The organism is Nocardia mexicana NBRC 108244 (genome assembly GCF_001613165.1).
In the GTDB taxonomy this organism is placed as follows: domain Bacteria; phylum Actinomycetota; class Actinomycetes; order Mycobacteriales; family Mycobacteriaceae; genus Nocardia; species Nocardia mexicana.
The window spans coordinates 129,078-155,019 of the sequence record NZ_BDBV01000046.1; the positions used below are offsets into that span (position 1 = coordinate 129,078).

A 25,942-nucleotide genomic window follows, 5' to 3' on the forward strand; every position below is an offset into this window, starting at 1 on the left:
GATCCGCGACCGGGCATGGGAGTTGGAGTATTTCGATCCCGAGCGGTGGCATCCGCGGGCCGTGCGGCAGCGGTGCGGGCGGTGGATCGGTGCGACGCGGCGGCGGCGCCGGACCGTGTGGTCGCTGGTCGTCGTGTTCCTGGTCATCGTGCTCCCGGCCGCCGTGGGGGCGGTGTCGTTCGCGGCGTCCGGAGGCGAGCCCGTCACCGCCGGCGCTTCCGGTCTCCTGGATGCCCGGGATTCGGATGGGGTAGAGGTATCGCAGTACACCGTCGCCTTGGACCATGGCGGAATCCTGGACCCCGGAAACACGATCTTGTACGGGTTCATCGTCTCGCTGGCTGCTATCATCGTCCTTTTCGCAGCGTTGTGGTTGTGGGGCTTATTCAAAGCAATAGACCTGTCCTGGCTGGACCCCGTTCGGGAGCCGCTTCTGGGCGCTGCGCAGGCCTTCGCGAATCAGATCGGAACGCTGACCTTCGCCCTATTGGCGCTCTCCATCGGTGTCTTGATGCCCGCGCTGAATTTCGCACGCGGACTGATCGCGAAGGCGGTCCGGCAGATATCCGCGCTGTTCTTGTTCGGAATATTTTCCGCGTTCTTCCTGACGAACCCATTGGCGCATGAGCTCAGCAGTGACGGTTGGCTGGCACAGGGGCGGGATGTAGGTCTGTCCGTTGCGGCCGGGATGAACGGGGACAATAACCCGAATCCTGCCACGCTCATCCCGACCATGCAGGGTCACATGGCCGACAATTTCATCCGAAAGCCTCTGCAGGTAATGAACTTCGGTCATGTGGTCGACCGGTACCCGGCCTGTAAGGCGGCCTGGTCGGCCGGTGTGCGAAGCGGGAGTGAAGAACAGATCAAAAACGGTCTGAAGTCTTGCGGTGACACTGCCGCACTCGCCTCGGCAAACAATCCCAGGGCGAGCCAGATCGGAATCGGATTTCTGTTGATTCTCATACAGCTGATTCTCGTTATCGGATTCGGTTTCATGGCTGTAAATCTTGTACGTACGGTGCTTGCAATTTTCTTCAATGGATTCTTGATCATCTTCGGATTCGCTGCGGGTGCGTATGTCCCCGGCCCATCGCAGACGCTCACCATCCGGAGCTTGATGCATACCGTTTTCGCTGTGTTGAAGTTCATGTTCTATTGCGGCGCGGCCGGTATGGCTGCGCTCATTTCAAATTCTGTGATGAGCCAGGCCAAGGACGGGGCGGCGCTACCGGTCCTCACACTGTGGGCATTTCTCATGCTGATCGGAGTTATTGAATTCCGTCACATGCGCGACAGTTTCGGCAAGGGTCAAGATTGGGCGTCGAATCAGGCGTCGCTGGCGGTCAGTGGCGCCACCGCTGGTGGCGGTGGTGGTGGTGGTGGTGGCGGCGGACGTGCGTTGGGCATGGGAGACGCCAGCGCAGGAACGAACCATTTCAAGATGATGGCGGCAATGGCGGGGGCGAATACGATCTCCAGCTTTGCGCCACTGGAGTGGGCGGTGGGCGGAATCCCCGGTTTCGGTCATCCGATGGCGAAGGCGAAACGCGATGAGGCGAGGGCGAACCGCGGTAAGTGGAAACATAAGGGATACGGCGGTAAACGGGGCTGGAATGCCATCTCGAATATGAAATGGGAGACCCTGTCCAAGGGCGCCCGGGATATGGCGCGTCTGCATGGCGGGTTGGATACCATCGTCGGTAACGCAGCTGCGGTGCACGGTACGGTCGAGGCCGGTGGATTCGTCAGCGAGTCTTTCGCTGCGATGTATGGTGCGGGCGCGAAGAATGAGAAGATGTCGCACTATGCCATGCGGTCGTGGAGGAATGTCCAACGCTTGGCGGAGCGAGAGCCTTTCGCAGATAAGGACCTTTCCTTCCTGGCTGCTTCTATAAGGCATGCGCAGAACCGTACGATCGCGTTCATAAACGGCAAGGACGGTGTCACTGCCGACATGCTCGCCGCAGATTATGGGACCATGAGAATGGCGTCGACGCTCTTCCGCGAAACTCAGCGAGGTGGTATCAACCTGCCTCAGAAAGAGTTGGATCTTGTCAATAAGTACATGGATGACCCCGATATGAAGCTCAGTGAAAAGAAGGAGTTCATATCTGCGTTGAAGAAGGTCTCCACCGACGGTCATAGTGGTCTGCTGGATCCCAACACCGGTCACCCGGATCCCAACGTGGCCGGGCATTCTTACGCCGCGGAATTCCATGCGAGGGGCATCGACTCGAAGGAATCGAAGCGCATGTTGCGCTGGATTACCAACGAAGACGCCAAGCGAGTGGAGCAGAATACCAGGGGGTTCCTGAGGGATGTCACCAATCAGGATGCGATGCGATCCCTGCGGAATGTGGCCGACTCGGCTCTGGAAACCCACGGCAGAATGGCTGGAGAGACCAAGATTCCGTCTCTCTCCGTAACACCGCATTCGGGTTCGGCACCCGACCCCGACTGGGACAGGCGGTGGAGGTCGGACTTGGCGCCGGTCGCCAAGAGGATGAGATCGAGCATGGGTGATCTCCAGGGCTAGCGGTACCAGGCCCAGCCCGCCCATATTCACCGCAGGACAGGAGGAACCGTGAAGCTCGGCCGACTCGTATTCCTCTCGATGATCCCTTTCACGGTGTGGCTATGGGTGCTGGCACTGTTGGCGGTGGCGGGGGTGCTGACGGGTATCGGCGTGGTGATCGTGCTCGCAGCGGGCGAGAGCACGTCGTCTGCCGCCGCCGACTTTCGGTACCAGTGCGACAGCGCGGTCGGCCCCGATCCGTCGGCGACCGAGACATCTACTCCCAGTACATCGCGCGAACCTCGTACCGGATCGGCCCGCGAGACCACGTCGCGGTCCGCTACACCGACAACGAACCCGTACGCGGAGCTGACCTTTGCACCCGATGATGACAAGGCGTCGGCGTGGCAGAGATCGTGTGTCACCGCAATGCGCTCGGCGCCGTACCAGCTTCCAGCCTTGCAGACGGCCAATAGCGGTCCCGCTGTCGACTGCGCCCGTGATCTGGCCCTCGCACAGCTGAACGGGCGGTCGGCCGCCGGGAATGGTGCGACCGGAGGTGTCGTCGATGATGCGGCGCTGGCGCAGTACGTGATTGCCCAGGCATCGGCGGCGGGCGTTACGTGGCGATGTGAGTTGACGCCGACTACCGGCACGCACGATATGTCCGCTCCCGCGGCGTCGTGCGCAGGGTCGGCGGAGACCGGTCCGACGGTGGTGATACTTCCGAGCACCATTGCGGGACAGGCGGTCTGCGGTCAGCGAGTCGATCCCTTCGCGATGTCGCCGGGTGACCTGGTGTTCTGGGACTACCGCTCGCACGCTCCGACCCGGGTCGGGGTCGCCGTGGATGCCATTCACGTGGTCACCAGCGACCCGAGCACGGGACAGGTTGTCGAGCAGTTGCTCCCGTCCGGGCGTGACGTGCGGGTGAAGCGGGTGTTGAAGGGGGAGACGTGACCGGTTCGGAGGTACGGCAGGGGCCGATGTCCCATGGCGACCGAGCACACGAGCCGGTCTGATGGCGCCCGAGCGGGAGGCTCCGGACCCGAGCGTCGGCGACGCCCGGAGCGCTCGCTCGGGTGTCGCGGCTCCCGAACCGCGCCGCAAATCCGCCCCGGCGGCACGGGGCGGTCCCGCGCGGACGGTGCCACCGACGCCCGGCGCTCCTGCGGCCACGTCGAATCCGGCGGCGGCAAGCCGGAGCGTACCGGCGACGTCGACCGAATCATCGTCGGCCACAACCACATCCACTATGGCCCCGCGGGCCGACATGTCGGCGGCGGCCACGACCCCGATGGCGGCCGCGGCGATGGGGGCGTTGGCATCCATGGCCGCCCAGTACGGAAACCGGGCCCCGACACCCGATGCCGGTCATCCCCCCGCGCCTCCGGTCGTGTCCGGGGCGCCGACGGGAGCTGTTGTGTGGGACGGGCAAGCGGGCCCGCTGTACTCGACTGCCAACCGGAACAACACGAAACAGTCGGACGCGCTCGGAAACCTCAACACCGAGCTCGGGCGGATTCTCGGTGGCGCCGTGGACAATACGGTGCAGGGCCGGGCGGCCCTCGCCGCCATTATTGCCGAGGCCGATGCGGCCTTGACCGCGTTGGGACCCGTCGCCGACACCGCCGCGGGCCAGCGCCAGGTCGCGGTGACACTCGGCGATGCGCTCCAGCGAGCGGGCTCCGTGCTCGGCCAGGGGCAGGGCGCCGCCGCCGTTTCCGCGGAGCAGGTATCGAAGCTGGCCAGTCGGTATACGCGGGAATCGCGACCGGCCCAGCCGTCGCGGCCGCGGGTGTCTCACCCCGGCCGACGCGGCGGTGGCCCGCCGAGCGCGCGCCCGACCGGCGAACAGGGGCAGTGGATCAACGAGGCACTGCGGGTGCTCCGCCAGCACGGCTACGACACCAGTCAGATCAGTCCGGCCGATATCGCCGCCATCATCCAGCATGAGTCGGCCGGCAATCCGAATGCGATCAACAACTGGGACAGCAACGCCGCCAAGGGAACTCCGTCCAAGGGCCTGATGCAGACCATCGATCCCACATTCAACGCGTACTCGTTGCCGGGACATCGAGATGTCTGGAATCCGGTGGACAACATCATTGCCGGTGTGCGCTACGCGATCAGTCGATACGGCTCGGTCAGCAATGTGCCGGGCATCGTCAAGATGCAGGAGGGTGGTTCGTACGTCGGGTACTGAGGCCGGTTACGACCACCGGGTGGCCCGATAGTCGCTGGGCAGGTTGACCACTCGAACACTGGCTCCGGGGCGTGGCGCCTCGACGCACTGACCGTTCCCCACATACATCATGACGTGGCCGGGACCGCCGCCGTTCTTGAACGCCGAGGCCGGGAAGATCAGGTCACCGGGCTTGATGTTCTGCGGATGGACCTGCGGAAGCCGGCGATACTGTTCCTGCGACGTGCGAGGAATGCTGACGCCGGCCGACCGGGCGGCGTACGACGTCAGGCCGGAGCAATCGAAGGAGTGCGGCCCGACCGCGCCCCACACGTACGGATCGCCCTGTTGTGCCAGCGCAACGGAGACCGCACGCTGCACCGCCGGGGAACTGTTGTCCGTCGCCCCCGCTGCCGCCGCTGAACTCGTGTACTTCTGTCCGGCGAGATTGTAGATGTACTGCTTGGTCAGACGATTGATTTCCCGGGCGGCGGCTTTGGAGTCGGCGTGCGTACCGGAGACGATCTTGTGGGCCTTGGCCAGGGCGGAGGTCAGGATCTGGTGGACCTTCAGCTGACCTTTCTTGGTGTAGGCCGCGGAGCCGAGATCAGCGAGTTCGGCGTTGGTGTCGCGGAGAAGTTTGACGACGGCCTTCTTGTCCAGTTTGTGGTTACCGGCCAAGCGCTGCATATAGCGGACGAGGTCGTTGTCGAGGGTGTTGAAGGCCTTGGCGGCGGTGCGCTGATACATCCGGTGCGCCTTGACCTGGGTGGCGGTGGCGCCTTTCCCGGTCCGGTCGACGCCGAGCTCGTCGCGGAGTTTCTTGACCTCGGGGTCGTCGGTGTCCTTGTCGCCGTACACCTTCTTCAGTTTTTCGAGGACCTTGATCGCCTTCTGGGCCTGCGGCGTCAGGCCCGAAGTCTCACCGTCACCGCCCTCGCCGGAGTCGCCGCTCGCGCCTGCACCGGTTCCGGTACCACCGCCGTTCCCGGCGCCACCGCCGCCGAGCCCGGCGAGAGCGGAGGCGATCATGGGCAGCATTCCCGCCGCCATCGCGCCCGCCGACAATGCGGCTGGCGCGAGACTCATCAGCAAGTCCGGATCCACCAGCGGCGGTGGGGGTTCGGCAGGCGGCGGTGCCGGGTCGGCCCGCTGCACACCGGCTTGCGGCGTGGCCGGTTGCGGTGCCGGAGGTCCCTGGTTCTGAGCGGGAGCCGCCTGTGGAACCGGCGCGGGAGGAGCCGGAGCGGGTGTGTTCAGTCCGGACTGCGGAGCCTGCTTCGGACCGATGGTCGGCGGAGGAGAGACCTGGTTCGGATTCTCGGGCTGTTTCTGCGCATCTGGCCCTTGCGATCCCGCTCCGGGCGCATTCGGTCCCGGCAACCCCGGGACGCGACCTCCGGGATTCCGCTTCGGCTCGGTCTTGCCCGACCAGGGAGTCACCGACTCCGGGGTGCCGCCGTCGGCTTCAGGGATCGGCTCCGGGTCCAGTCCCGTGTGCCATACGGCCGGGCCCGTCATCGCTCACCGCGCCGGACCGACACCGTGTGCAGTGCGGTGGCGCCCCGTTCCGAACTCTCGAGGAGCAGGTAGCGGAGCTGCATCCGGTACCTCCCTCCTGGATCGGCCGCCGTGCCGGGAATCACCCTGGCGCCCACGGCAACTCACCTACTTCTTCCGACGATTATCCTGACTGCCCCCAGGTCGCTGCCGTTCCCATTGCTGGGAATCCTCGACAATGAACCGACGAGACAGTTGCGCGCGCAGTCGGACAGCTACTCCGTGAGACTTCGCCCAACACGAGGCAGGTGGATTGACCCATGGGTTTTTTGGGCATGGACTGGAAAGACGGCCTTGTCATGGGTCTTTCCGCGATCCCCGGGGTGGGTGCGCCCTTGGCGGGGGCGGCCGCGGGCATCACCGAGTGGGCGGAGACCGGTAGCCTCGAGGAGGGCCTCAAGACCGGGCTGCTGACCGGGGCGACGGCGGCGATCCCAGGTGGAAAGATAATCGGAACGATTCTCGGGAAGGCACCGAAGATCGGGTTGGGTGAAATTTCGAAGAAACTTCTGGGCACTGGTGCGGGGCAAAGCTTCGCCAACAAAGTAGCGTCGAAAAGCTACCTGAACTCGGGTAGATATAATCTCGGAAATGTCATGACGCGCGGTGGAGGAAAAGGGCTGGGCAACTCGGCGGGACGAGCGATCGGGCGTGCCGCCGGGGGTGGATTCGCTAACGCTGCCTGGTCGTCGGATGGCTCGGGCCCGCAGCGCCCGGACAAGATTCCTACGAAAATCCTGGAACCGACGTCTGCGGGTTCCGGTGGTGGTGGCGCTGAAACCGCACCGGCTTAAGGGGCGGATGGATGAACATGCACGACATGCTGATCCCCGACATGAGCGCCCCGAACTATCCTCATGAATTCGACTATTACACGGGTGTCGGGAAATTCGCGCAGGAGACCCTGGACTTTCTGGACAAGTTCTTCAAGAGTTGCGGTAAGAACTCCGAGGTGGAGCCTCCCACGGCGAAGGAGGCTCCGAAAATCGACGGATCTGTCGAGGCTCTGATCGAGGGGAAGAAGGAGACTGCTGCGGTTTTCGAGAACTACTCGGCCGTGGCCATGCAGCTGAATCAGGTGATCCTCGATCTTCAGGCGATAGACAAGGATCTGGCTCCGGTCGCCAAGAAATCTACTGATCTCTCGCATAATGCGCAGCGAGAAATCAACCAGATGATCGACCTGGTCAACAAGAATGCCCAATCCTATCCGAGTAAGGGTGTCAGCGAGAATGACCACATCCTGGCCTATTCTATCAAGGCATTCGAGTCGGGCGAAAGCAAACTGAATTCCGTGCGGGACGGGCATGTCGGCGCCAGTGGGGAAGTGAAGAAGCTCAAGGATGAAGTAGAGAAGCTGAAGAAGGATCTGGCAACGTCGCTCAAGGAAAGGAAGAAGCTGGAGGAGCAGCTGAAGAACAGGCCGGGTGGAAACGGCAACAACAATAACGGCAATAACGGCAACGGCTCGTGGAACCCGCCCCCGTTGCAGAATACCGGGAACGGTAACGGGCTCGGTACCGGCAACGCCGACGACTCCGGGTTCCAGCCCATCAATACCGGGTTGGAGGACGGCAGCAAACCCGGTGGCCTGGGTGGGCAGAACGGCGGCGACAACAGCCTTGATCCCACCGGCGGCTCGAAGGATCCCACCAAGTCCCTGGACGATGCGATCAATCAGATTACGGACAAGGCGAACCAGGACACTCCCACACCTCAGACACCTGTCACGCCGAGCCCGATGGACAGCGGCATGGGTGGTATGGGCGGCATGAGCCCCTTCGGCATGCCCGGCATGAGCCCCTTCGGCATGAATGGCATGAACGGCATGGGTATGGGCATGAATCCGTACTCGCAGCAGGAACAAATGCGGCGCGAGCAGGCCGATCGGGACCTCGAGCGTCGCCGCCAGGAGATGGAGATGCGCCGGTCCCAGCAGCAGCAGCCCGCCGCGCAGGCGGCCTCCACGAACCCCGCTCCGGCGCAGACCGCTCCGGCCGCGCAGCAGAACGCCGGACCGCCCCAGGGCGCGAACGCACCCGCCGGTCCTCCGCCTCCGGAGACGCCCGGACCCGACGGCCTGGTCCCGTTCACATTCCCGCCCCCGGATTCGCGTACCGTGCGAGTTTCCCCCGTGGTCAAACAGGGCTTCGAGGTGGCGGTTGCCGACACCAGCGGAACGAATGCACAGGCGGCTTATGCCAATACACCTGCGAAGTTCACGGACACGAAGCACGCCGGTGCCCCCATCGATCCGTCGCAGTTGATGTCGGGCGATATCGCACAGTGGGAGAACCGCACGGCACTGGTGGTCAAGTTCGACAAAGGCACCGAACCCGGTACGGGTGACGGCGCGATGGATGCCGCTGCCGGGGGTGGCGAACCGCCTGAGGTGATCATCGCCGGTAAGCCGCAGAAGCTTCGCTCCGAGGATATGGCCACCATGTCGGACGAGGCGGGGGAGTTCGGCGCATTCGTCGGATTCAAACATCCCCGTGGTATCGACGCCGCCCCTCCGGGCGGGGCGAGCGGAGCACAGGGCGACTCCGCCACCGGGGACCAGTCCGGTCAGACGATGCAGGCAGCGTTCACGGCTCCGAGTTGAGCAGGGTATGCGGGTGAGAGGAGGCAGGTGTGGCGCTGCAGGTCGAACCGACCGATCTCGCCAAGGTGGCGTCGACGCTCGCGGAGCTGGCGAACGCCACCGGTAACGCGAGGCCGTCGGGCTGGGTGCTGCCCGCGGGGTCCGACCCGATCTCCGCCGATCATGTACCGAAACTCAACAAGCAGGCAGCCGACCTGTTCAACGGCATGTCCGGACTGTTGAACGAGGTGCGCCGGACCGCGCACAAGGTCGGCGGCGCGGCCTCCGAGTACACCGGTGCCGATGACGAGGGCGCGCGCAGGATCATCGGTGGCGGTAGCGATGTGCTCGACAATCCTGTACCGGAGGTCGGCGAGCCCGTCTTCCAGCAGCCGCCGTCGTTCCGGATGCCTGCGGCGGGAGCCTCCGTCGATCCGCTGCAGTTCGCGCAGCAGTTGCGGGCCGGTCCGGGGCCCGGCCCCGCGGCCAAGTTCGCCCAGGACATCCGCCAGTACCTCGGCAGTCCGTTTCAAGCCGCGCTCTCGAGCGTCGATGCGGCGGCACAGGCCATGCAGAATTGGGTGCCCGTCGGCGCCGATGCCGCAAAGCATCTGAACCGCCATCGCGACATGCTGGATCAGCTCGGCACGGCCCTCGGCAAGCTGGCCGGAGGCATCGATGACTACGCCGACGCGTTCGGCACCGCGAAGGCCAAGCACCCCACGCCCGAGGAGATCATCGCCGCCCGCAAGCGCCTGGTGAAGGCGATGCGGTCCAAGGACGAGGTCGGGATCCAGGAAGCGCTGGCCAAGACCCAGGAACAGAATGCGCGGTCGGCCGAGACGGTCGCCGGGTACGAAGGCACGGTCAACGGGAAGAACGGGCAGGGTCAGGGCTCGGGTGGCGGTGGCGAATCCGACCAGATCATGCAGGCCATCGCCTCCATGCTGCCGTCGATGGTGAGCTCGCTGGCGTCCGCGGGGATGTCCGGCATGGGCCAGGAGGGCCTGGCCGATTCCACCGAGGGGCTCGAGGAATACGGCTACGACGACTACGGACTCGGTGACTACGGCGGTGGCGGTGGCGGCGGCGGATCCGCGGGCGGGGCAAGCCCGATCGGCGATATCACCTCGGCCATGGGTTCGGGCAGCGAATCGGTATCGGTGGGGCCGATGTCGATGGTCGCGTCCAGCGGTAGCAGCGCCCCCGCCGGCGCGCCGCGCACACCGGTGATCGAACCGCTGTCGTCGTCCTCGGCGGCGTCCGCCGCCCGCGGTATGGGAGCGGGATCGCCGATGATGCCGTATATGCCGATGTCGCCGGGCATGGGCGGTGGGAACGCCGGAGGCAACGACCGCAACCGTGTGGTCGCCTGGCACCCGGACCGGCTGATGTACGTCGACGACACCCCGCACACCGAACAGGTGATCGGCGAAAAACCCACCATCGCACCGTCGGTGACCCCGCCGACGCCGTCCCCGACCAATCAGGCTCCGAACCAATCCGGAGGTTCCGCATGAGTGATATGCACCCCGACGTCCAAGCGGCCCTGGACGCTGCCCGTGATCTGCGGCATCGGATCGCCGATCTGCGCGAGAAGATCGATGCGATAAGGGCGCGCCGACCGTCGCCGAGCGGGGCGGTGATTCCCGAGATCGACGCCATGGGGCGGCTCACCGACCTCTACTTCACCCCGGGTACGACCGATCGGTTCGAATGCGACGAACTGGTCTCCGAGATCATGTCCGCCATCCGGGACAGCACCACCGACGCCGCTCGGCAGTACGAGCAGCTCATGGATTCTGATCCGTGGGGGGACACGGAAGCCGTCGAACCGGCCGCGGCCGTATCGGAGCAGGCGTCGTGAGCGAGGACGGAGTCACGGTCGCCGACACCGTCCGGTGGCTGCACACCGAGGGCCTGATCCGGCTGGCCGGGGTGGCCGGACGCGGCTCCGATCCGATCGTCGCGTACACCATCGACGTGGCGACGGGGACCGTCAGCGCGCACCCCGCCGCCGGTGCCGGAAGTGGCTCGGACGTAACGACTCTCGCCGCCGACGATCTGCCCTTTCCCACCGGGACGCCGGGGCGGCTGGTGATCGTGGGCGTCACCCCGGCCGAGGCCGTATTGGTGGTCGACCTGGCCAACACGCTCACCATCTCGATCAACGCCGACCGCCCGGAGCTCGCGGCACGCTCCTGGGTGACGCAGCTGTTGCTGAATCCGGAGACGACGCTGACCACCAACAGCGCGGAGATGGCGATCGATGCCGGGGATCGCCTGCGGCAGAGCTTCATTCCCGGCGGCACCGGGGCCATCATCAATGTCGACGATCAAACTCCGCCGGTCACCACCGTCACTCTCAACGCCGACACCGATGGGCCGGACCATCTCGACATCGCTGCCGACGGCACCGGCGAGTTGTATCTCGGTGCCCGGTTCTGGCAGCTGCGTCAGGTCATGACGATCGACGACGCGGCGTGGCACGCGCTCGCCGAGCGGCTCGCCGCACCCGATGAGCAGGATATTTCGTCACAGCCCCCTTCGGGTGCTGTCGCAACGTATTAGGAGCGTCCGATGACCGAAACGCATGATGCGGACTATCTCGAGCACGAGGACGGGGCGACCCCGCCGCCGGACTGGCGCGCGATGACCTACGAGGTGTTCACCCTCGATCACACTCTCGGTGTCGCCTGTGATCGAGACGGTGAGATCGTCGGCCTGCACATCACCGACGAAGCCCGCGACAACGGCGACGCCTGGCTGGCCGCGGAGATCGTGCGGCTCGCCCGGCTGGCGCATATGAAATCGCGGGTCGGGCTCCGTGCCGAGATGGAGGCCAACGGAACCCGTCCGTACACGATCGATTCGTTCGATCTGCCGACCGAATCATCCTACCGGGCAATGGAAATCGCTGAGCTCGGTGGAAACCGCTAGGTGACGAACGCATCTCGGGACAGGAGTCGACGTGGGAATCGAGAAGCTGCTGGATATCGCGGAGCCGGACGAACTGAAGGCGGCTGCGGGACATCGTCATACCGCTTACACCTCGTTCACGGGGAAAGTCCGCTCGGTGAAGGAGGACATGTGTTTGACGACTCGCCCGCAGTCGACGCTCGACTTCCGCCACGCCGCCGTGCTCGGCGTGGTCACCCGATGCCTCGACACCGCGATCGACGACAAGAATGCGATTGCGGGAGACACTCATTCACGGACCGTTGATGCCGGTAACCGCTACCAGGACACGGATATCGCCGGAGGCGCGCGCGTGCGGCGGTCCGAGTCGATCTGATCCCCCATGGAGCCCGAGCGTGAGAGCCCGTACTGGAAGGCCATCGTCGGTGACAACTGGCCGGAGATCTCACCGCGGGAGTGGGGGCGACTGGAGACGGTAGCCCGAGACGGTGCCGAGGCCCTGGATCCGGACGAGGCCGAGCGCGCCCGCCGCGCCTTCGACGACCGGGCACGAAGCAGTGTCCGACTGCAACCGATCAAAGACGAGATGCTTGCCCAGCAGGGCAGCCTGCACGCCTTCGTCGACGCCCTGGTGGCCGCGGCCGACACCTTCGGGCGCATCTCCGATTCGGTCTATCGCATCCGCAACCGGATCCTCGATATCGTCGATCAGGCCACCCGCAAGATCCGGGAGGTGCACAGCGAAGATTCCTCGGAGGACGATTCCGAGGAGGCGGAGCGGGCCGAGGCGGCCGCGGACCGCGAACGGGCGGCCGGAATCATCGAGCGGGCCAGGTCGGAGGTCGAGGAGGCGGTCGCCCGCGCACTCGCGGACATCAGCCCGCAGGGACTGCCGGAACTCGACCTGCTGGCCAGGCTGCTCGGACAGCCGGGGCCGTGGGACCCTGTGCATCCGGGACAGGGCGGCCCCCGCGAATATCACGACGGCCCGTATCGGCGGGGCGGTCCCTATCGGCAGCTGCCACGCGGGTTGCTGCCGCCGGGATTTCGGCTCCCCGCTGAGGGTTACGTTCCATCCATACCCGAATTGCGTGGTCTGGAAAGGCTTTTGGAGCGGCTGGGGCAGCACCTGCCCGTTGCTCATCTCCCACCCGGATTCGTCGAGGGTCTGCTCCCTGGTGGGCCGCCGGGTGGTGAACTTCTGCTGCCGCCGCCCGAGGCGGCGACTCCGCCCGCGAACCCGTCGGAGGACGGAACATCAACGGTGCCACCGCCATCGGCGTCGACGCCCGGGCCCGCGCCGGGGCAACCGGTTGTGGGAGCAGCGCCACCGCCGGGCGAATCGGTATCCGGCCCGGTGGGTTCGGGACCGACCGGTGCCGGGTCGGTGGATGCGGGATCGGCGGATTCCGGAGCGGTGGATGCGAAACCGGTGGATACCGGGTCGGGGGACAACGCGTCGACACTTTCGGAATCACCTGATACTGCGGGAGATTCGGCCGACGAGGGAACAGATTCCGGTGCGGCGGCGCGGTCGGACCGCGGCAGCAGGTCGTCGGAAACCGCTGCTGACGACACGGGTACGGGCGCTCCCTTCAGCGCGCTGGCGGGAGCGCAGGCCGCCGCGGCGGCGCAGTCGCCCGTGGTGCCCCAGCCGGTGGCGTCGGCGGCCCCCGCTGCCCCGCCGTCGGCGCCGCCGGGTCAGGTGAGCGCCCCGGGGCAGGCCGGTGCAGTACCCGCCGCCGATTCGAGATTCTCTGTTGCGGCGCCGAAGGTTTCGGCAGCACCGGGCCCGATCGCGCCGGGCCCCGCCGCAGGTGTCTCGGCGCCCGGAGGACCGGTCCCGCCGGTCAAAGGCCCGCCGATACGGCACGACCAGCAGCCTGTCCCGGCCAACGGTGAAACTCCCGCGAAGCCAGGCGATTCCGTCGAGAAGGACGGCAGCGACGAACTGGTGCGCGATGCGGTGGGCGCCGCGATGATCGCTGCGGCCGCCCCGACCTTCATGATCGGCGAGCGGGTCGACGGTGACCTGGTGCTCGCCCGGACGTTGCTGAGCAGCCTGCTGGCCGCCGCCCCGGTGGTCGGGCCCGCGTGGGCGGTGTCGGTGATGCGCAGTCCGGACGGGATCAGTGCCTTCGTGACCTCGAACGAAGGACGCGGATGGCTACCGTCGGGGCTGTTCCTGCCGCGGGAGCTCTCGACTCCCTGGGTGTGGTCGGTGTCGGAGGGCGCCGGCTGGGAGGGCGTCGCCGATCCGGCGCGAGTGCTGGCGGAGTTCGCGCTGGCGTGGGGCGGGAAATCGGGGGTGCGATTGTCTGCGCTGGCTTCGTCGCAGCCGATCGAGGAGAGCCTGCGCACACAGCTGGGCGATGTGCCGACCGCCGGTTCGGTGGATCCCCAACCGACGATGGGCTTCTCGGCTCCGGGAAAGGGTTTGGCGGACCGCCTGGAGCTGGTGGGAGCACCGCAGTTGCTGGATCGGGTGCGAGGAGTGCCGGTCGAGCAGATCCGTGGCCGCTGCGCCGACCTGGCGGGCAGCGCGCATCTGCGGTTGGCGCGACTGGGGTCCAGTGTCACGGCATCGCTGGGAAGCGCCGCCGTGCGGGAACGCATCCTGCAGGCGTTTCGGCAGGGGCGCGAGGTCCCGGAGCAGTGGTGGGACGAGCTACAGGATTCCGACGACCTGGTGGTGGCGTCGATGCTGTCGCTGAAGTCCGACGTCTCCCGAATTCCCCTGGGGGAACTTCGATCCGAGAATCCGACCGCCCCGGACCTGTCGGCGCTGCGAGCGATGACGTTCGAGCGCCGCTGCAACGAGCTGGTGTCGATACTGGCGGGCGAGCCGACACGGCAGTCGCTCCGCGACGCGATCTACGCACACGGGCAGTTGGTGGATCATCCGCTGTTCGGTCAGACCGCCTCCGCCCCACCGGAAGCGGGCCCGGTCCGGCGGCCGACGATTACGGCGCCGCCTACCAGATGAGCAGCTCCGGAGACAGCGATTGCGCCCCGATTGCCCGCCTTCCCACGGCCGGGAAGAGCTGACAATAGTCGCGAGGTTGGTGGTGGGAAAGGATTGGCCCGGACATGCCAGACAGCATGGATATCGACCCTGACGTCCTGCGCGAATTGGCGGAGCAGCACTATCGGGTCGCGGACGACACCGAGGCATGGGCCGAGCCGCCACAGTCCTGGCTGGACAGCTTCATCGACAGCTACGGCACCATCGCCGCCCCGGTCAAGCGGGCACTCGACGACTACTACAACGCTCGCAAAAATGCCGGATACGCGCTTGCCGGTCAACACCGGAAGACCGGCGATTCGCTGCGTGCCGCCGCCGACGAGTTCGAGCGGGTGGACAACGAGTCTGCCCGCCAGCTCGGACGGGCCGGTGAGGAAAACGGGAGCGGGCCGCAGTTGCAGACACCCACCCAGCACCAGCCCCCGGCCGTCGGTCCGGGTGACTCGAGCACTGCCCCGCCGCCTTCCGGCGTCGGCACTCCGGTTGGTGACACTCCGGCGGGTGCGGTGCCGCCGGGGGCAACGCAGGCGGGTGCGCCCAACGGTGCCGCGCCGGGGGTCGACGGCGCAACTCCGTCCGACACGGCCGCGGCGGGCGAGGACTCTCAGGGACCGGGTGTGGGTGCGGCCCAGGCCGGAGGCGTCAACGGAGCAGCGGTGCCCACCGGATCGGCGGTACCCGGTGGATCGGCGGTGACGGCCCCCGGCGGCGTTCCGCCCACCGTGTCCGCGGGTTCCGGCGGCCCGGGCGGTCCCGGATCCGGTCCGGCCGACGACCGGTCGGCGCAGCCGCCGACGGGCGCGACCGGGCGCACGGACCTGCCGCCGATGCCGATTCCGACACCGTTCGCGGCGGCCGTCTCCGCGGCGAAGGAGAAGGAAGCCGAGCCGGCCTACATGGTGGGCGATGCGGTCGACAACGACCTGCTGCTGGCGCGCACGCTGCTGAGTGCCGTTCTCGCCGCGGTGGATTCGTCGGTACTGGGCCTGAACTGGGCGGTGGCGGTCATGCGCGGGCCGGCCGGTGCGGGCGTCTTCATCACCTCGAACGAAGGACGCGGCTGGCTCCCGGCCGAGCTGTTCCTGCCGCGCGAGGTCTCCACCCCGTGGGTGTGGGACGAATTCCTCGCCGACGGCTCCGGCGACGCGGGATCGCCGTGGGAGGGGGTTGCGGACCCGGCGCGCGTACTGGTCGAGTTCGGGCTGTCGTGGGGGGCGAAGGCCAATGCCCGTCTGTCGGCGCTGGTTTCCTCCGGTGCGATCGATAGTGGGTTGCGGACACGGTTCAGCGACGTCCCGATGGAGGGTCTGGTCGGCGCGGCCTACGACGTCGATCTGCGGGTGTTCACCCCCGACACGGCCGACCGCCTCGGCCTGGTGGGTTCCGTGGAATCACTGGAACATGTTTCCGCCGTGCCGGATTCGCAGGTGCGCGAGCGCTGTGTGGAACTGGCGGCGGACGCGCACGCGAAGGTGGGGCGCACCTCCGCCGCGACTCCGGACGCCGCCGGATCGCGCGGCGTGCGGGAGCGGATCCTGGCCTCGGTGCAAGCCGGACGCGACATTCCGGCGTCCTGGTGGGACGAACTGCGTGACGCGGACGATCTGCTGGCGGCCGCGATGCTGTCGCAGCGTGTGGACGTCGGCCGGGTCGAGCCGGGAGACCTGCGCGTCGACGAGGAGAGCGCCGGTCTCCGTGCCATGGTCTTCGAACGCCGCTGCAACGAACTGGTCATGCTGCTGGGCGAGGAGTCCACCCGCCAGCAACTGCGCGACGCGGTCTACGCGCACGACCAGATCGTGAAACATCCACGGTTCGAGGAGATTCCGGCCGCGGTCTCGGTGGCCGAGGATTCGCGGGTGTCTCGCCCGGCGGTTTCTGCGGGCGCGGTGTCGGCGCCGGAAGTTACCGGTGGGCCGCCGCCCAACGCTGTCGCGGCGCCCCAGACACCCCCGACCATCGTGGCCCCGGACACCATCGAGCGGTCCTGACCGTAGCGTCCGGGTCACCTTTTGCGGGCGGGCCCGGCGCAATCGGTTCGGAGGAGTGAGGATCCAGTGGCAGATTTCCACCCTGACGTGAAACTCGCGTTCAGCGTGACACGCGAGTTGCGGCATCGAATCGCCGAGGTCCGCGAACGAGCCGACGCGATCGTCGCGCGCCGCCCGTCCCCGAGCGGCCTGGTCATCCCGGAGGTCGACGCCACCGGCCGGTTGCGGGACCTGTTTCTGGCGCCGGGTACCTGCGACCGATTCGACAACCATGAACTGGTGGCCGACATCATGGCCGCCATCATCGAAAGCACGGAGGATGCGCAAAGGCAATACCGGTTCGCGATGCACGATCCCGACAGTAGGCAGCGGCCGATCTCCGAAATCGTGCGCGAGTGGCGTGCGGAAGGCGATCCTGGCCAGCAGGTTCCCAACTTCGGGAAGGTGGAAGAATGATTCCGGGGTGCCGGGCGTGACGATTGGCCGAGTATGCCGGACTATATGATCATCGAGCCGGACCAGCTGCGTCAGATCGCCATGCAGCACGAGCGGCAGGCGGCGGATATCCGGAAGTGGGGTGAAATTCCGCAGGATTATCTCGATGACTACGAATCGAGTAACGGGGCGATTGCCGGTCCGTTTGTCGAGTCCCTGCGCAAGTACTACGACAGACGCCACAGAAAAGCAGAGCGGCTCGCCCGGAACCATGAACGGACGCGCGACAATCTGCTCGCTGCGGCGAACGCACTCGAGGAATCCGATGACTCCGGTCGGCGTGGGGTCTCCCGCGTCGGGGAATCCGGAGGGCTCGCCCCCGGCGATGCACCACAACATGGCCCTGTCGACCAGCCGATGCCGACGGGCGACGGGCGTCATGGCCCGAACGGGGATCGTGCGCAGCTCGGGCCGCAGCTGACCGGTATGCCGACCCACCTCGGCGGCCCAGGGGAGTTCGATCGCGCGGGCCAAGGGCCGGTAGCGCTCGGTGGGGCACCGCCATCGACGCTTCCCGGCGCCCCGGACGGTGCCGTTGCGCCCGGTGGAGCCGTCCCCGCCGGAACCACGAATCCATTGTCCGGCGCACCGGAGTCATCGTCCGGCGCACTGGAATCCGGTGACGCCGACGGTCTCGGCAGCGACACTCCGGTGCCGGCATCGGAAAGTTCCGCTGCGCCGGCTGTAGGCGCTGCACTTTCCGACCCTGTGGTCGGGGTGCCTTCGCCCGGTATGCCGCCCACCGGTCCTGTAGGTGACGGCGAGGATGTGCCGCCCGGCCCGCCGGGCCCGTTGCCGCCAACTCCGCTGCCGCCGGGTCCATTCGCCGCGGCAGCAGCACCTGCGGGACGTCGGCAGTCGCTCCCGTCCTTGACAGTGGGAGCCCAGGTGGATCAGGACCTGGTGCTGGCCCGTACCCTGCTCGGCGCGATCCTTGCTGCCGTGGAGGATTCGTTCCCCGATCTGGGGTGGGGGGTCGGGGTACTGCGAGCGCCCATCGGTCCGCTCGTCATGGTGACTTCGACGGAGGGTCGCGGCTGGCTACCTCCCGGATTATTCCTGCCCGCAGAGGTTTTCGTGCCCTGGAGATGGGACGATCGTTTCGGTCCCGCCGGTCGCGAAATGATGGCGCCGTTCGAAAGCAACCCGGATCCGGCACGGACGCTGGCAGCATTCGGGTTGTTGGCCGACGGTCTGGGACTGGGTCGAATCGCGGCAGTGGCCTCCTCGTCGGCCATCTCCGACGGCGTGCACGCGGTTCTCGGCAATGATGCCGCGACCGAGGGGAATGTGCGCGCGGCGGAGTGCACGGTCGACCTTTCCGTGCCCGGCGTCGGGTTGGTGGATCGGCTCGGGATGGCAGGCTCGGACGAATCGCTGCGGCGGGCGGTGGAGGTCCCGGAGTCCGAAATTCGGACGGTGTGCCTCGAGCTGGCGAGAGTCACGGATGCGCGGGTTCGGAGTACTACTCCCGCAGCGGGTTTCACCGCCAACCATGCCGGACGACAACGCGTCCTCGACGCGCTGTATGCCGACCTCCCCGTCCCGTCGGACTGGTGGGAACAGGCCGCTCCTGACATGGTGGAGTCGCCGGAATCCGCGCACGGCACGGTTTTCGACCGCCGGGCCTACGAAATCCTGCTGTTGCTCGCCTCGGGCACACCTGACCGGCGAATCCTTCGTGATGTCCTCTACGCATACGACCAAATAATCGAGCACCCGCAATTCTCGGCGACGCCGGAACCTGCTCCTGTCATCGGTGGCAGTCCGATCAGTGTCGGTGCTGTCGGCCGCAGAGAAACACCGCCGCCCATTGTCGAGCTGTCGAGGGCTATCGCAGGGGTTGGAAGCCCGGATGAAAGAGGGAGAGTCTGATGGCCGAGACGGACAAGCCCGAGGCAAACGCGGACAAGCCGGTAAAACCCGAGGTCGATGAGGACAAGGCAGTAAGAACTGCCCTCGAGATCGAGAAGGAGCACGAGGAATGGGGTGATAATGAATTCTCCGAAGACGAAGCAAAGAAAGCGATGGATAAGCTCAACCAGCTGAATTCTGAAGAGATCAAGGTTGCATTCGATAATCTCCAGTGGGATACCAAGGATGATCTGGCTCGTTCCAGCGACGAGCCATACTCCGGTTGGAACCTGACAAAGGACAAGAAATACGGAGAGCTCGCCAAAGCGCTTTTCGATGACGATAAGGAAAAGGCTTCCAAGCTTAAGCAGGGAGAGGAGGAAAAGGAAAGATCCAAGGATCCGAAGTTCGTCGAACCCACAAAAGGTTATTCTGAGTCCGATATAGGCACAGGGACTCATCTCATCAATATTGAGCTGTACCCCCCGAGGGGGACTGAACCGGGCAGCGCGCTGGATAAGCTGGTGAAAGATACCAGGTACGCAATGCAGCTCTCGATTGATACGCTCGGCACCGGTAAACCGGTCGACACCACAGCATTCTCCAAGCTGCTGGACAGCCCACTCATCGACGACGTCGACGGATGGTCGGCTGTGCGTAAGGAGCACTCTGGCCTCACAAAAGAATTGGCAGATCTCGAAAAGGAACGGAAAGATTGGAAGGCAAAGGTCGATGCCGATGCATTCGATGCCGACAACAAGGGGAAGAAGCTGTGGAGAGAACTCGTTGACGTATATCAGGGGCTGCAGCAGGTCCTGAATTGGGATGTCCCGGTGGTCAAGAACAAGGGTGAGGGTGGACTGTACGCCAGCAAAGACGGTAAAGAGCTCTTGTACTCGCCCGCGGAGAACGGGAAGGGGGACCCGAACAAGGCCAAGCTCAAGGATACCGATTACCACCCGGAAATTGACCTCAAATCCATGGGCGACCATCCGTTGTTCAAGATGAACAAGGGTGGAGACAATGATGGAAAGTTCTCGCTCACGCCGGAAGCGGAACAGAAATACATCAAGGTAATCGACGAAGCTGCGGAGGTCTGGGACAAGCGGTACAACGCCGCGGCCGAATACATCCGTAACAAAGCGGGCAACGCGAACGACAGCGATTCTGACGGTGACGACGGCAAGGGCAAGCCGACCGGTGACGGTAAGGAGACTCCGACCGGTAACGGTAAGGAGACCCCGACCGGTAACGGCAACGAGACCCCGACCGGCAATGGCAATAACACTCCCGACAGCGGGAACAACACCCCGAGCGGCCCGCCCGACACAGGCACCGGTACACCCGATGCCGGGGAGCGGGAGAGCCTCGTCGAGCAGGCTGCTTCCAAGCCCGAGGACGGTGCCTTCAAGCCTGAGGACTCGAAAGACCTGGGCCTCGATGAGGAATTGACCGGATACGAAAAGGAAGAGAAGGACGACTCCGGCGGCGACTCGGATGCTCTCGAGAAGATAATTGATTCGGCCGACAGCGGCGAGAGCGGCGAGAGCAGCCAACAGTCCGGCGGGAACCCCCAGACGCCCAGTCAGGCACCGGACCCCATGGCGCAATTTGCGGGACAGCTCGGACAGATGGCCGGCCCAGCGATGGGCGCGTTGACCAACCCACTCCAGCAGATGGCGGGCGGCGGCCAGATGAGACCGGAAAGCGCCGGGACCACCGCGCAGGATGCGATGTACCGGCAGCAGCCCGGTTCAGCGCAATCATCGATGCCCGGCTCAGCAGCCGCACAAGCCTCCGCGGGTGGCGCGCCGACCGGCGCGACGGCCCCGGCGGGCACACCGCCCGTGCCGCCCCTCGGGACCAATCCGCCGGTGAACGTGGATATGAAGCTCCCGGACGGGTCGCAGCAGAAGGTGCCTTCGGCGGTGGCGGATGTGGTGAACAAGGAGCTCAATAATCCGAACGGCAGTAATCCCGAGGGTGCCTACGGAAGCTCGATGGGCGAGGCCAAAGAGGTCTCTCAGGCCGGAGCGAATACCGGGGACATCGTGCGGTGGAGCAATGGCAGCGCGATTCTGGTGCGACAAGGTCCCGGCGAAATGTTCCTGGTGATCGACGGTCAGATGAAGCCGTTCAACGTCCCCGCCGACAATCCGGAATACAAGTATTTCCATCCCTCCGGTGCCGATGCGAAGGGCGGTGAGGGATCGGCGCAGCAAGGCAATGGCTCGTCCGCGGCCACAGCGGTCTCCGCACCGGGGAGCGGTGCATCGGCCGGCCGGCCACCGACCGTACAGACGTGACGGAGGCTGCCGTTGCGGCCGGGGATTACCTGGTCGACTTGGCCGAACGGTTGGACCTGGCGTGCGATCCGGTGGCGATTCGGGCCATGGTGGAGCGTGCGTGCGGGGGCCAGTTGATCGCGCTTGGGCCGGAGGGACGCCGTGCCAGCACATTGACTCTGTCCGGTACCCCTTTCGAGACCAGCGTCGTCGGTGGGAACGGGAAGTACGCACCCACCGTTCGCTTTGTCACCGAGGCCGGGACGCAGGCGACGGAGTTCCCCGCGCGGGTCGTCGCGCAACTCGCCGCGATCCGGGAGCTCGTATCCTGGCTGCCGAACGGTGACGACGGCATGGCCGATCTGCTGCAATCCTTCGTCGCGACGCTGTTCCCGGACCTCGCGAAAGTTCCTGCGCGAGTACGTTTCGCGACGTGGGTCGGGGTCGTCCTCGACGCCGCGCTGCCGGACCACGCGGCCCGTCTGAAGGTATACGGCAATCCGCTGATGATGCCTGGGGGGATGCGCCGGCTCTACGAACGATGGCCGGGGTTCGACGGCCTGATGTCCGTACCCGAGCACGACGAGCACTTCAAATACGCCGGTGCGGCGATCGAGGTGGATGGCTGCGGGGCTATCAGCTACAAGCTCTACCTGAAGTCCCGGCACCGCGATCCCGCCGTGCCGATGAAGCTGGTGCGTTACTTCGGTGATCCGGCATGGGAGGCGCTGTCCGAGCTCGTACGGTGTGGCGTCGACCCCGCCCGGTTGTACGACCACGACTTCGTCGCCTGCTGCTCGCGCGGTACCGGTCCGCCCTCCTTCGCCATTTCAGTGGCTACGCGGGGACATTACGACTTGACCAAGATCGTCCACGAACTCGCCTCCCGGCACCACGGCACGACGTTCGCCGTCGATGCCCTGGCTCGGGCGGCAGAATCGCGGGGAGCGAGTTGGCGTTATTCGTGGGTCGGAGTGGGCATCTCCGGCGCGCACGGCGTCGATAAGCTCAACATCTACGGCACACCTACCTGGCCCGATCGGCAGGCCGTCCTGCGGCCGCCTGCACAAGGGGCAGATGGGCGTTGAGATGTTCCAGATGATGTGCGGAGCGCAGGTGCGCCAGCCTGTCCAGTTCAGGGCCGTAGAGACTGTCGGCCAGCGAGCCGTCCAGGTCGGCAACGCCGTAAAGGTAAGGCCGCCCGCCCAATTCGCAACAGAGCTGTAGCAGCTCGCGAAACACCCTGCGGACGGCCACGATCGCGGCCGAGTCGCGATCCGGCGAGGTGTAGACACCCACACCGATCGAGACAGGGGCAGTACCGGCCGGGGAGAAAGCGAACGAAGTGCTGCCGGTGCCGCGGCGCACGATCAGGGAGTACAGCATGGTCGGAACATGCGCCAGAGGCGATTTCCGCGTCATCGCCTCCACTCTCTCGAGCATCGGCGCGAGTTGGCCCGCCGGGACGACATAGTCGGCCCACATGCGCACGCGGTCGGAATTCCGAGACGACTGGCCGGTGTCGGGATGCCTGGCGAACGTCAGGTCGGAGACGACCGCGCAGTCCTCGGTGTCACACCGTGAATCGCTGCCACGCCAACCGACAACGGAGGAGATCCTGCCCCTGCGCAGCATTGCCCAGTAGATGTCGGCATCGCCGCGCCGTGCGATCTCCTCGGTGTGCTCGGCGAGTTCCGCCAAGCTGGCGTGGTTTGTTCTGTGCAGATGGGTCTCTCGCTGATACGGCACGGTGTGCAGTACCGCACGCTCGATCAGCCCGACAGTGCCGAGCCCGGCGAGCGCGAACCGGAACAGCTCCGGATGATCGACTCGCGAACACCAACGGCTGGTTCCCGTTCCATCGATGAGCTGGATTCGGTCCACGTGATCGACTTGCATCCCGCGCCGCACCGAATCGATCCCGATCCCCCCGACCGACAGGGTGCCGCCGACCGACATGTGCAGGTAGTTGGGTAGTACGGGAAACGATCGCCCGCGACGGTTCAGATATCGCTCCAGGCCGTACCAGCTCATCCCGACGGGCACCTCGACCAAGCCGTCGCCGACCTCCCGCACCTGCGGCGCTGCGGATTTCGGTGCGTAGGTGACCAGGAGTTCACCGTCGGTGACCGTTTGCCCGTCACACGAATGCCCGGCGCCCCGGATCGTCAGCGGCCGACCGGAGCCGAGCAGAGCGGAGGGGAATGCGGACGGCATCCGGTGGACGGCTCGCGGGGTGGCGCGCCGCAAACCGCCGAAGTCGGTGTCGAACTCGTCGATGAGAGCCTCACGGATAGTTGTGGTGTTGCCGTCGCCCGGGTAAGTGTCGAGATCGCCCCACCGTACCTACAGATCTGGATAGTCCGGGAAAAATGTCCGAATCATGGACTCGGGCATCCGATACTGCGGAAACATTCGCACACTGCTGCCAGGATGCAGCATATGCAGCACAAGGCCCTCGTGGTCGGGAACGGCAAGTGTCTTGAAACCTGCGGACTGTAGTCGCCGTGAAAAGTCCAGATCCCAGCACAGTCCCTCGGCTGGATCGTCCGGTATCTCGATTTCGGGGAATATGGACTTGCGCCACACGAACGAAAATCCATAGCCCCAAAGATTACCGTCGATCGAACTCGGATCCCAACCCTGGGTCGATATCATTCTCGGTGGATCCCAGGGCGACAGCATAAAATGATCAGAAGACAACTCGTCCGTGGACCAATACCAGAAAGTGCGCCGAGCCGTATCGCAGATGAACCATTTGCTCAGTGTGACGAAATCGGCGTCGCCGAGAAAATCTACCATCCGTTGCACATAGTATGGAGCGTAGTAATCATCGTCATCGAACTCGACGATGATTTCCCCGCGCGCCAATTGTGTCATAAGATTTAGTTTTGCTCCGACCGTCAACCGTTTGCCGGGCAGGTGGAAATATCGAATGCTTGGCTCATTCGCCGTCACATCATCCGTGGAAAGGCACGGCTCCGGGCTGTCATCGAGGATAATCAGCTCGAGCCCTCCGTCGAACCTTTGAGCGCGATAGTACTCGAGCATTCGACGTAGCATTTCGGGCCGCTGATAGGTCGGGCAGACGAGAGTGGCCCTGGGCACCGGAGAACCGTCGATCGCGGGTTCGATTCCCGGCATCAGCTGCTCTACACGCGACGTGGCGGGTCGCAGCGGTGGAAGCTTCTCACGCAGTACACGCTTCCATTCCGAGATCCGGTCGTATTGATGCACGATCGGATACAGCTTTCCGCCGGCGGTCTTCACACCCGCCGAATCGAGAACCGGCTCCGGCTCCAGTGCGATCGGCCGCAACGCCGGCACGGCCAGGGTTCCGGCCTGACAGGCGAACCCGTCTTCGGACACGGCGAACTGGGTGTTCGAAAGATACGGTTCCATGGTCAGGAGCAAGTTGTATGCGCTCTGGTCCGCGATCCTCACCCCGGACGACCGCGCGACCATGGAGATGACCAGACAGAGATCCGCCACGACCGGAACGGCACCGGCGAGCACCCCCACATTGTTGACGATTTCCGGCATTACGCGATCTTCATGTGCGGGGAAACTGGCCAGTAGATTTTTTCTGTTCCATTGTTCGTCGCGGTAGCGAACAGCCTCGCTCACTGCCAGGAACGGCTTCGTGAGGTTCTTCTCCAGCCATACACTCGGATCCGACTGGAAATAGACATCGCGAACGTCGGTCACGATCGCATACCGGTAAGTGTCCGCAAGTGCACGAAGGGCATGCCCGATATCCTCGAACCGTTTATTGTAAACACTCGAGGGCGACTCGGCGGGTACCGTGGTCACGGTCAGGCCGAGAGCGGTACATCGCTTCTCGATATCGGTGCCGTGCGGATCGTCCTCGTACACAATGATGACGCCCAGCCCGGCAAATCCGCAGTGGACAAGGCTCAGCACCCAGGGCTCGATCGTCTTCCAGTCGTAGCCACTGGCGACGCCGATAACAACATCGCTTTCGTCTGCGAGAGAGCGGTCCGCTTCTACCATAATATTTCGATCCACCAGGAGCTACCGGCTCACACGTCGACTGCCGTGTCCTCGGACTCGGATTCCGCAGCGGTCGACTCCTCGGATTCCGTTGTGCTCGAGTCGGTTTCCTTGCGCCTGTCGGCCGGGCGTGCGGTGACGTTTCGCAGTCGGTTGGCGGCGGGGGTGATCGTCGGTGTGCTCGGCGCCGGGGCGGCGGGCGGCGGAGTATTCGCCGCCGGGACCACCGCGTTGGCCGGTGGCGGTGCCGCGCCGGGGGTGGCGGGGGCCGCCACCACCGGGGCATTGGGGTCGGCCGGGGGAGCGGCCGCGGGGCCCTGTCCGGCGTTCTGTTGCTCGGCCTTCTGCTGTTCGGCCTTCTGCCGCTCCATCTCCTGCCGCTCCTGATGTTGCTGCAGGAGCTGCATGCCGAGCGGTGCCAGGGACATGATTCCCATCGGCACCATCATCGCGAGCATCGGCAGGAGCTGCCCGATTCCGCCGCCACCCGCGCCGGCCCCCGCACCGGCGCC

At 65.5% G+C, this 25,942-nt stretch carries 19 protein-coding genes and 1 pseudogene; 16 read left to right on the forward strand and 4 right to left on the reverse strand.

The features are described from left to right. Positions 1-22 precede the first annotated feature (22 nt). The 3 genes from NM1_RS19255 (at position 23) to NM1_RS19265 (ending at position 4,724) form a co-directional block, all read left to right on the forward strand. Entirely contained in the window at positions 23-2,539 is a 2,517-nt protein-coding gene (locus tag NM1_RS19255; RefSeq protein ID WP_169814289.1) for a hypothetical protein, read from the forward strand. A gap of 48 nt (positions 2,540-2,587) precedes the next feature. Further along, the gene (locus NM1_RS19260) at positions 2,588-3,478 is read left to right on the forward strand and encodes an NlpC/P60 family protein (protein ID WP_068021453.1); all 891 of its coding nucleotides are present in this window, start codon (positions 2,588-2,590) and stop codon (positions 3,476-3,478) included. 295 nt (positions 3,479-3,773) lie between these two features. After that, positions 3,774-4,724, forward strand: a complete 951-nt coding sequence (locus NM1_RS19265; RefSeq protein WP_068021455.1) for a DUF4226 domain-containing protein — start codon at positions 3,774-3,776, stop codon at positions 4,722-4,724. Between the two features lie 6 nt (positions 4,725-4,730). On the opposite strand, the gene NM1_RS19270 is transcribed toward NM1_RS19265, so the two are convergent. After that, positions 4,731-5,792 (reverse strand): C40 family peptidase, encoded by a 1,062-nt coding sequence (locus tag NM1_RS19270; RefSeq protein ID WP_169814290.1) that lies wholly within the window; start codon positions 5,790-5,792, stop codon positions 4,731-4,733. A gap of 731 nt (positions 5,793-6,523) precedes the next feature. Between NM1_RS19270 and NM1_RS42365 the strand changes: the two genes are divergently transcribed. The 13 genes from NM1_RS42365 to NM1_RS19330 all read left to right on the forward strand — a co-directional run bounded on the left by NM1_RS42365 (position 6,524) and on the right by NM1_RS19330 (position 22,504). After that, complete coding sequence (locus NM1_RS42365) at positions 6,524-7,057, forward strand: hypothetical protein (protein ID WP_147288886.1); 534 nt, start codon at positions 6,524-6,526, stop codon at positions 7,055-7,057. An 11-nt stretch (positions 7,058-7,068) separates the two neighbouring features. After that, positions 7,069-8,868, forward strand: coding sequence for a coiled-coil domain-containing protein (locus NM1_RS19275; RefSeq protein WP_068021458.1), 1,800 nt, complete (start codon positions 7,069-7,071; stop codon positions 8,866-8,868). A 29-nt stretch (positions 8,869-8,897) separates the two neighbouring features. Further along, positions 8,898-10,367, forward strand: a complete 1,470-nt coding sequence (locus NM1_RS19280; RefSeq protein WP_068021461.1) for a PPE domain-containing protein — start codon at positions 8,898-8,900, stop codon at positions 10,365-10,367. Beyond that, positions 10,364-10,714: a YbaB/EbfC family nucleoid-associated protein gene (locus tag NM1_RS19285; RefSeq protein WP_068021464.1), complete on the forward strand. Its 351-nt coding sequence runs from the start codon at positions 10,364-10,366 to the stop codon at positions 10,712-10,714. The genes NM1_RS19280 and NM1_RS19285 overlap by 4 nt, the downstream gene beginning before the upstream one ends. Further along, positions 10,711-11,418, forward strand: coding sequence for a hypothetical protein (locus NM1_RS19290; protein WP_068021466.1), 708 nt, complete (start codon positions 10,711-10,713; stop codon positions 11,416-11,418). Before NM1_RS19285 ends, NM1_RS19290 begins: the two co-directional genes overlap by 4 nt. Positions 11,419-11,427: 9 nt before the next feature. Beyond that, on the forward strand, positions 11,428-11,787 hold the full coding sequence (locus NM1_RS19295) for a hypothetical protein (protein ID WP_068021468.1): 360 nt from the start codon (positions 11,428-11,430) through the stop codon (positions 11,785-11,787). Between the two features lie 31 nt (positions 11,788-11,818). Next, positions 11,819-12,142, forward strand: a complete 324-nt coding sequence (locus tag NM1_RS19300) for a hypothetical protein (protein WP_068021470.1) — start codon at positions 11,819-11,821, stop codon at positions 12,140-12,142. Between the two features lie 6 nt (positions 12,143-12,148). Beyond that, positions 12,149-14,752 carry a hypothetical protein gene (locus NM1_RS42370; protein ID WP_068021472.1) on the forward strand — a complete coding sequence of 868 codons (2,604 nt, stop codon included), beginning with the start codon at positions 12,149-12,151 and terminating at the stop codon, positions 14,750-14,752. Between the two features lie 104 nt (positions 14,753-14,856). Then, the gene (locus tag NM1_RS44455) at positions 14,857-16,782 is read left to right on the forward strand and encodes a type VII secretion target (protein ID WP_084519783.1); all 1,926 of its coding nucleotides are present in this window, start codon (positions 14,857-14,859) and stop codon (positions 16,780-16,782) included. 66 nt (positions 16,783-16,848) lie between these two features. After that, positions 16,849-17,238 (forward strand): hypothetical protein, encoded by a 390-nt coding sequence (locus NM1_RS19315; RefSeq protein WP_068021476.1) that lies wholly within the window; start codon positions 16,849-16,851, stop codon positions 17,236-17,238. 45 nt (positions 17,239-17,283) lie between these two features. Further along, positions 17,284-19,152 carry a type VII secretion target gene (locus NM1_RS41295; protein WP_169814291.1) on the forward strand — a complete coding sequence of 623 codons (1,869 nt, stop codon included), beginning with the start codon at positions 17,284-17,286 and terminating at the stop codon, positions 19,150-19,152. After that, positions 19,152-21,437 carry a mediator complex subunit 15 domain-containing protein gene (locus tag NM1_RS19325; protein ID WP_068021480.1) on the forward strand — a complete coding sequence of 762 codons (2,286 nt, stop codon included), beginning with the start codon at positions 19,152-19,154 and terminating at the stop codon, positions 21,435-21,437. Before NM1_RS41295 ends, NM1_RS19325 begins: the two co-directional genes overlap by 1 nt. A gap of 38 nt (positions 21,438-21,475) precedes the next feature. Then, positions 21,476-22,504: a hypothetical protein gene (locus NM1_RS19330; RefSeq protein WP_147288885.1), complete on the forward strand. Its 1,029-nt coding sequence runs from the start codon at positions 21,476-21,478 to the stop codon at positions 22,502-22,504. Here NM1_RS19330 and NM1_RS19335 read toward each other — a convergent pair. The 3 genes and pseudogenes from NM1_RS19335 to NM1_RS19345 form a co-directional block, all read right to left on the reverse strand. Next, on the reverse strand, positions 22,443-23,633 hold the full coding sequence (locus NM1_RS19335) for an FAD-binding protein (protein WP_147288884.1): 1,191 nt from the start codon (positions 23,631-23,633) through the stop codon (positions 22,443-22,445). The two genes, NM1_RS19330 and NM1_RS19335, sit on opposite strands and share 62 nt — an antisense overlap. Positions 23,634-23,762: 129 nt before the next feature. Continuing rightward, the gene (locus tag NM1_RS19340; RefSeq protein ID WP_068021485.1) at positions 23,763-25,430 is read right to left on the reverse strand and encodes a glycosyltransferase family 2 protein; all 1,668 of its coding nucleotides are present in this window, start codon (positions 25,428-25,430) and stop codon (positions 23,763-23,765) included. Positions 25,431-25,459: 29 nt separating this feature from the next. Then, positions 25,460-25,942: pseudogene (locus NM1_RS19345) on the reverse strand (hypothetical protein); the annotation flags it as partial.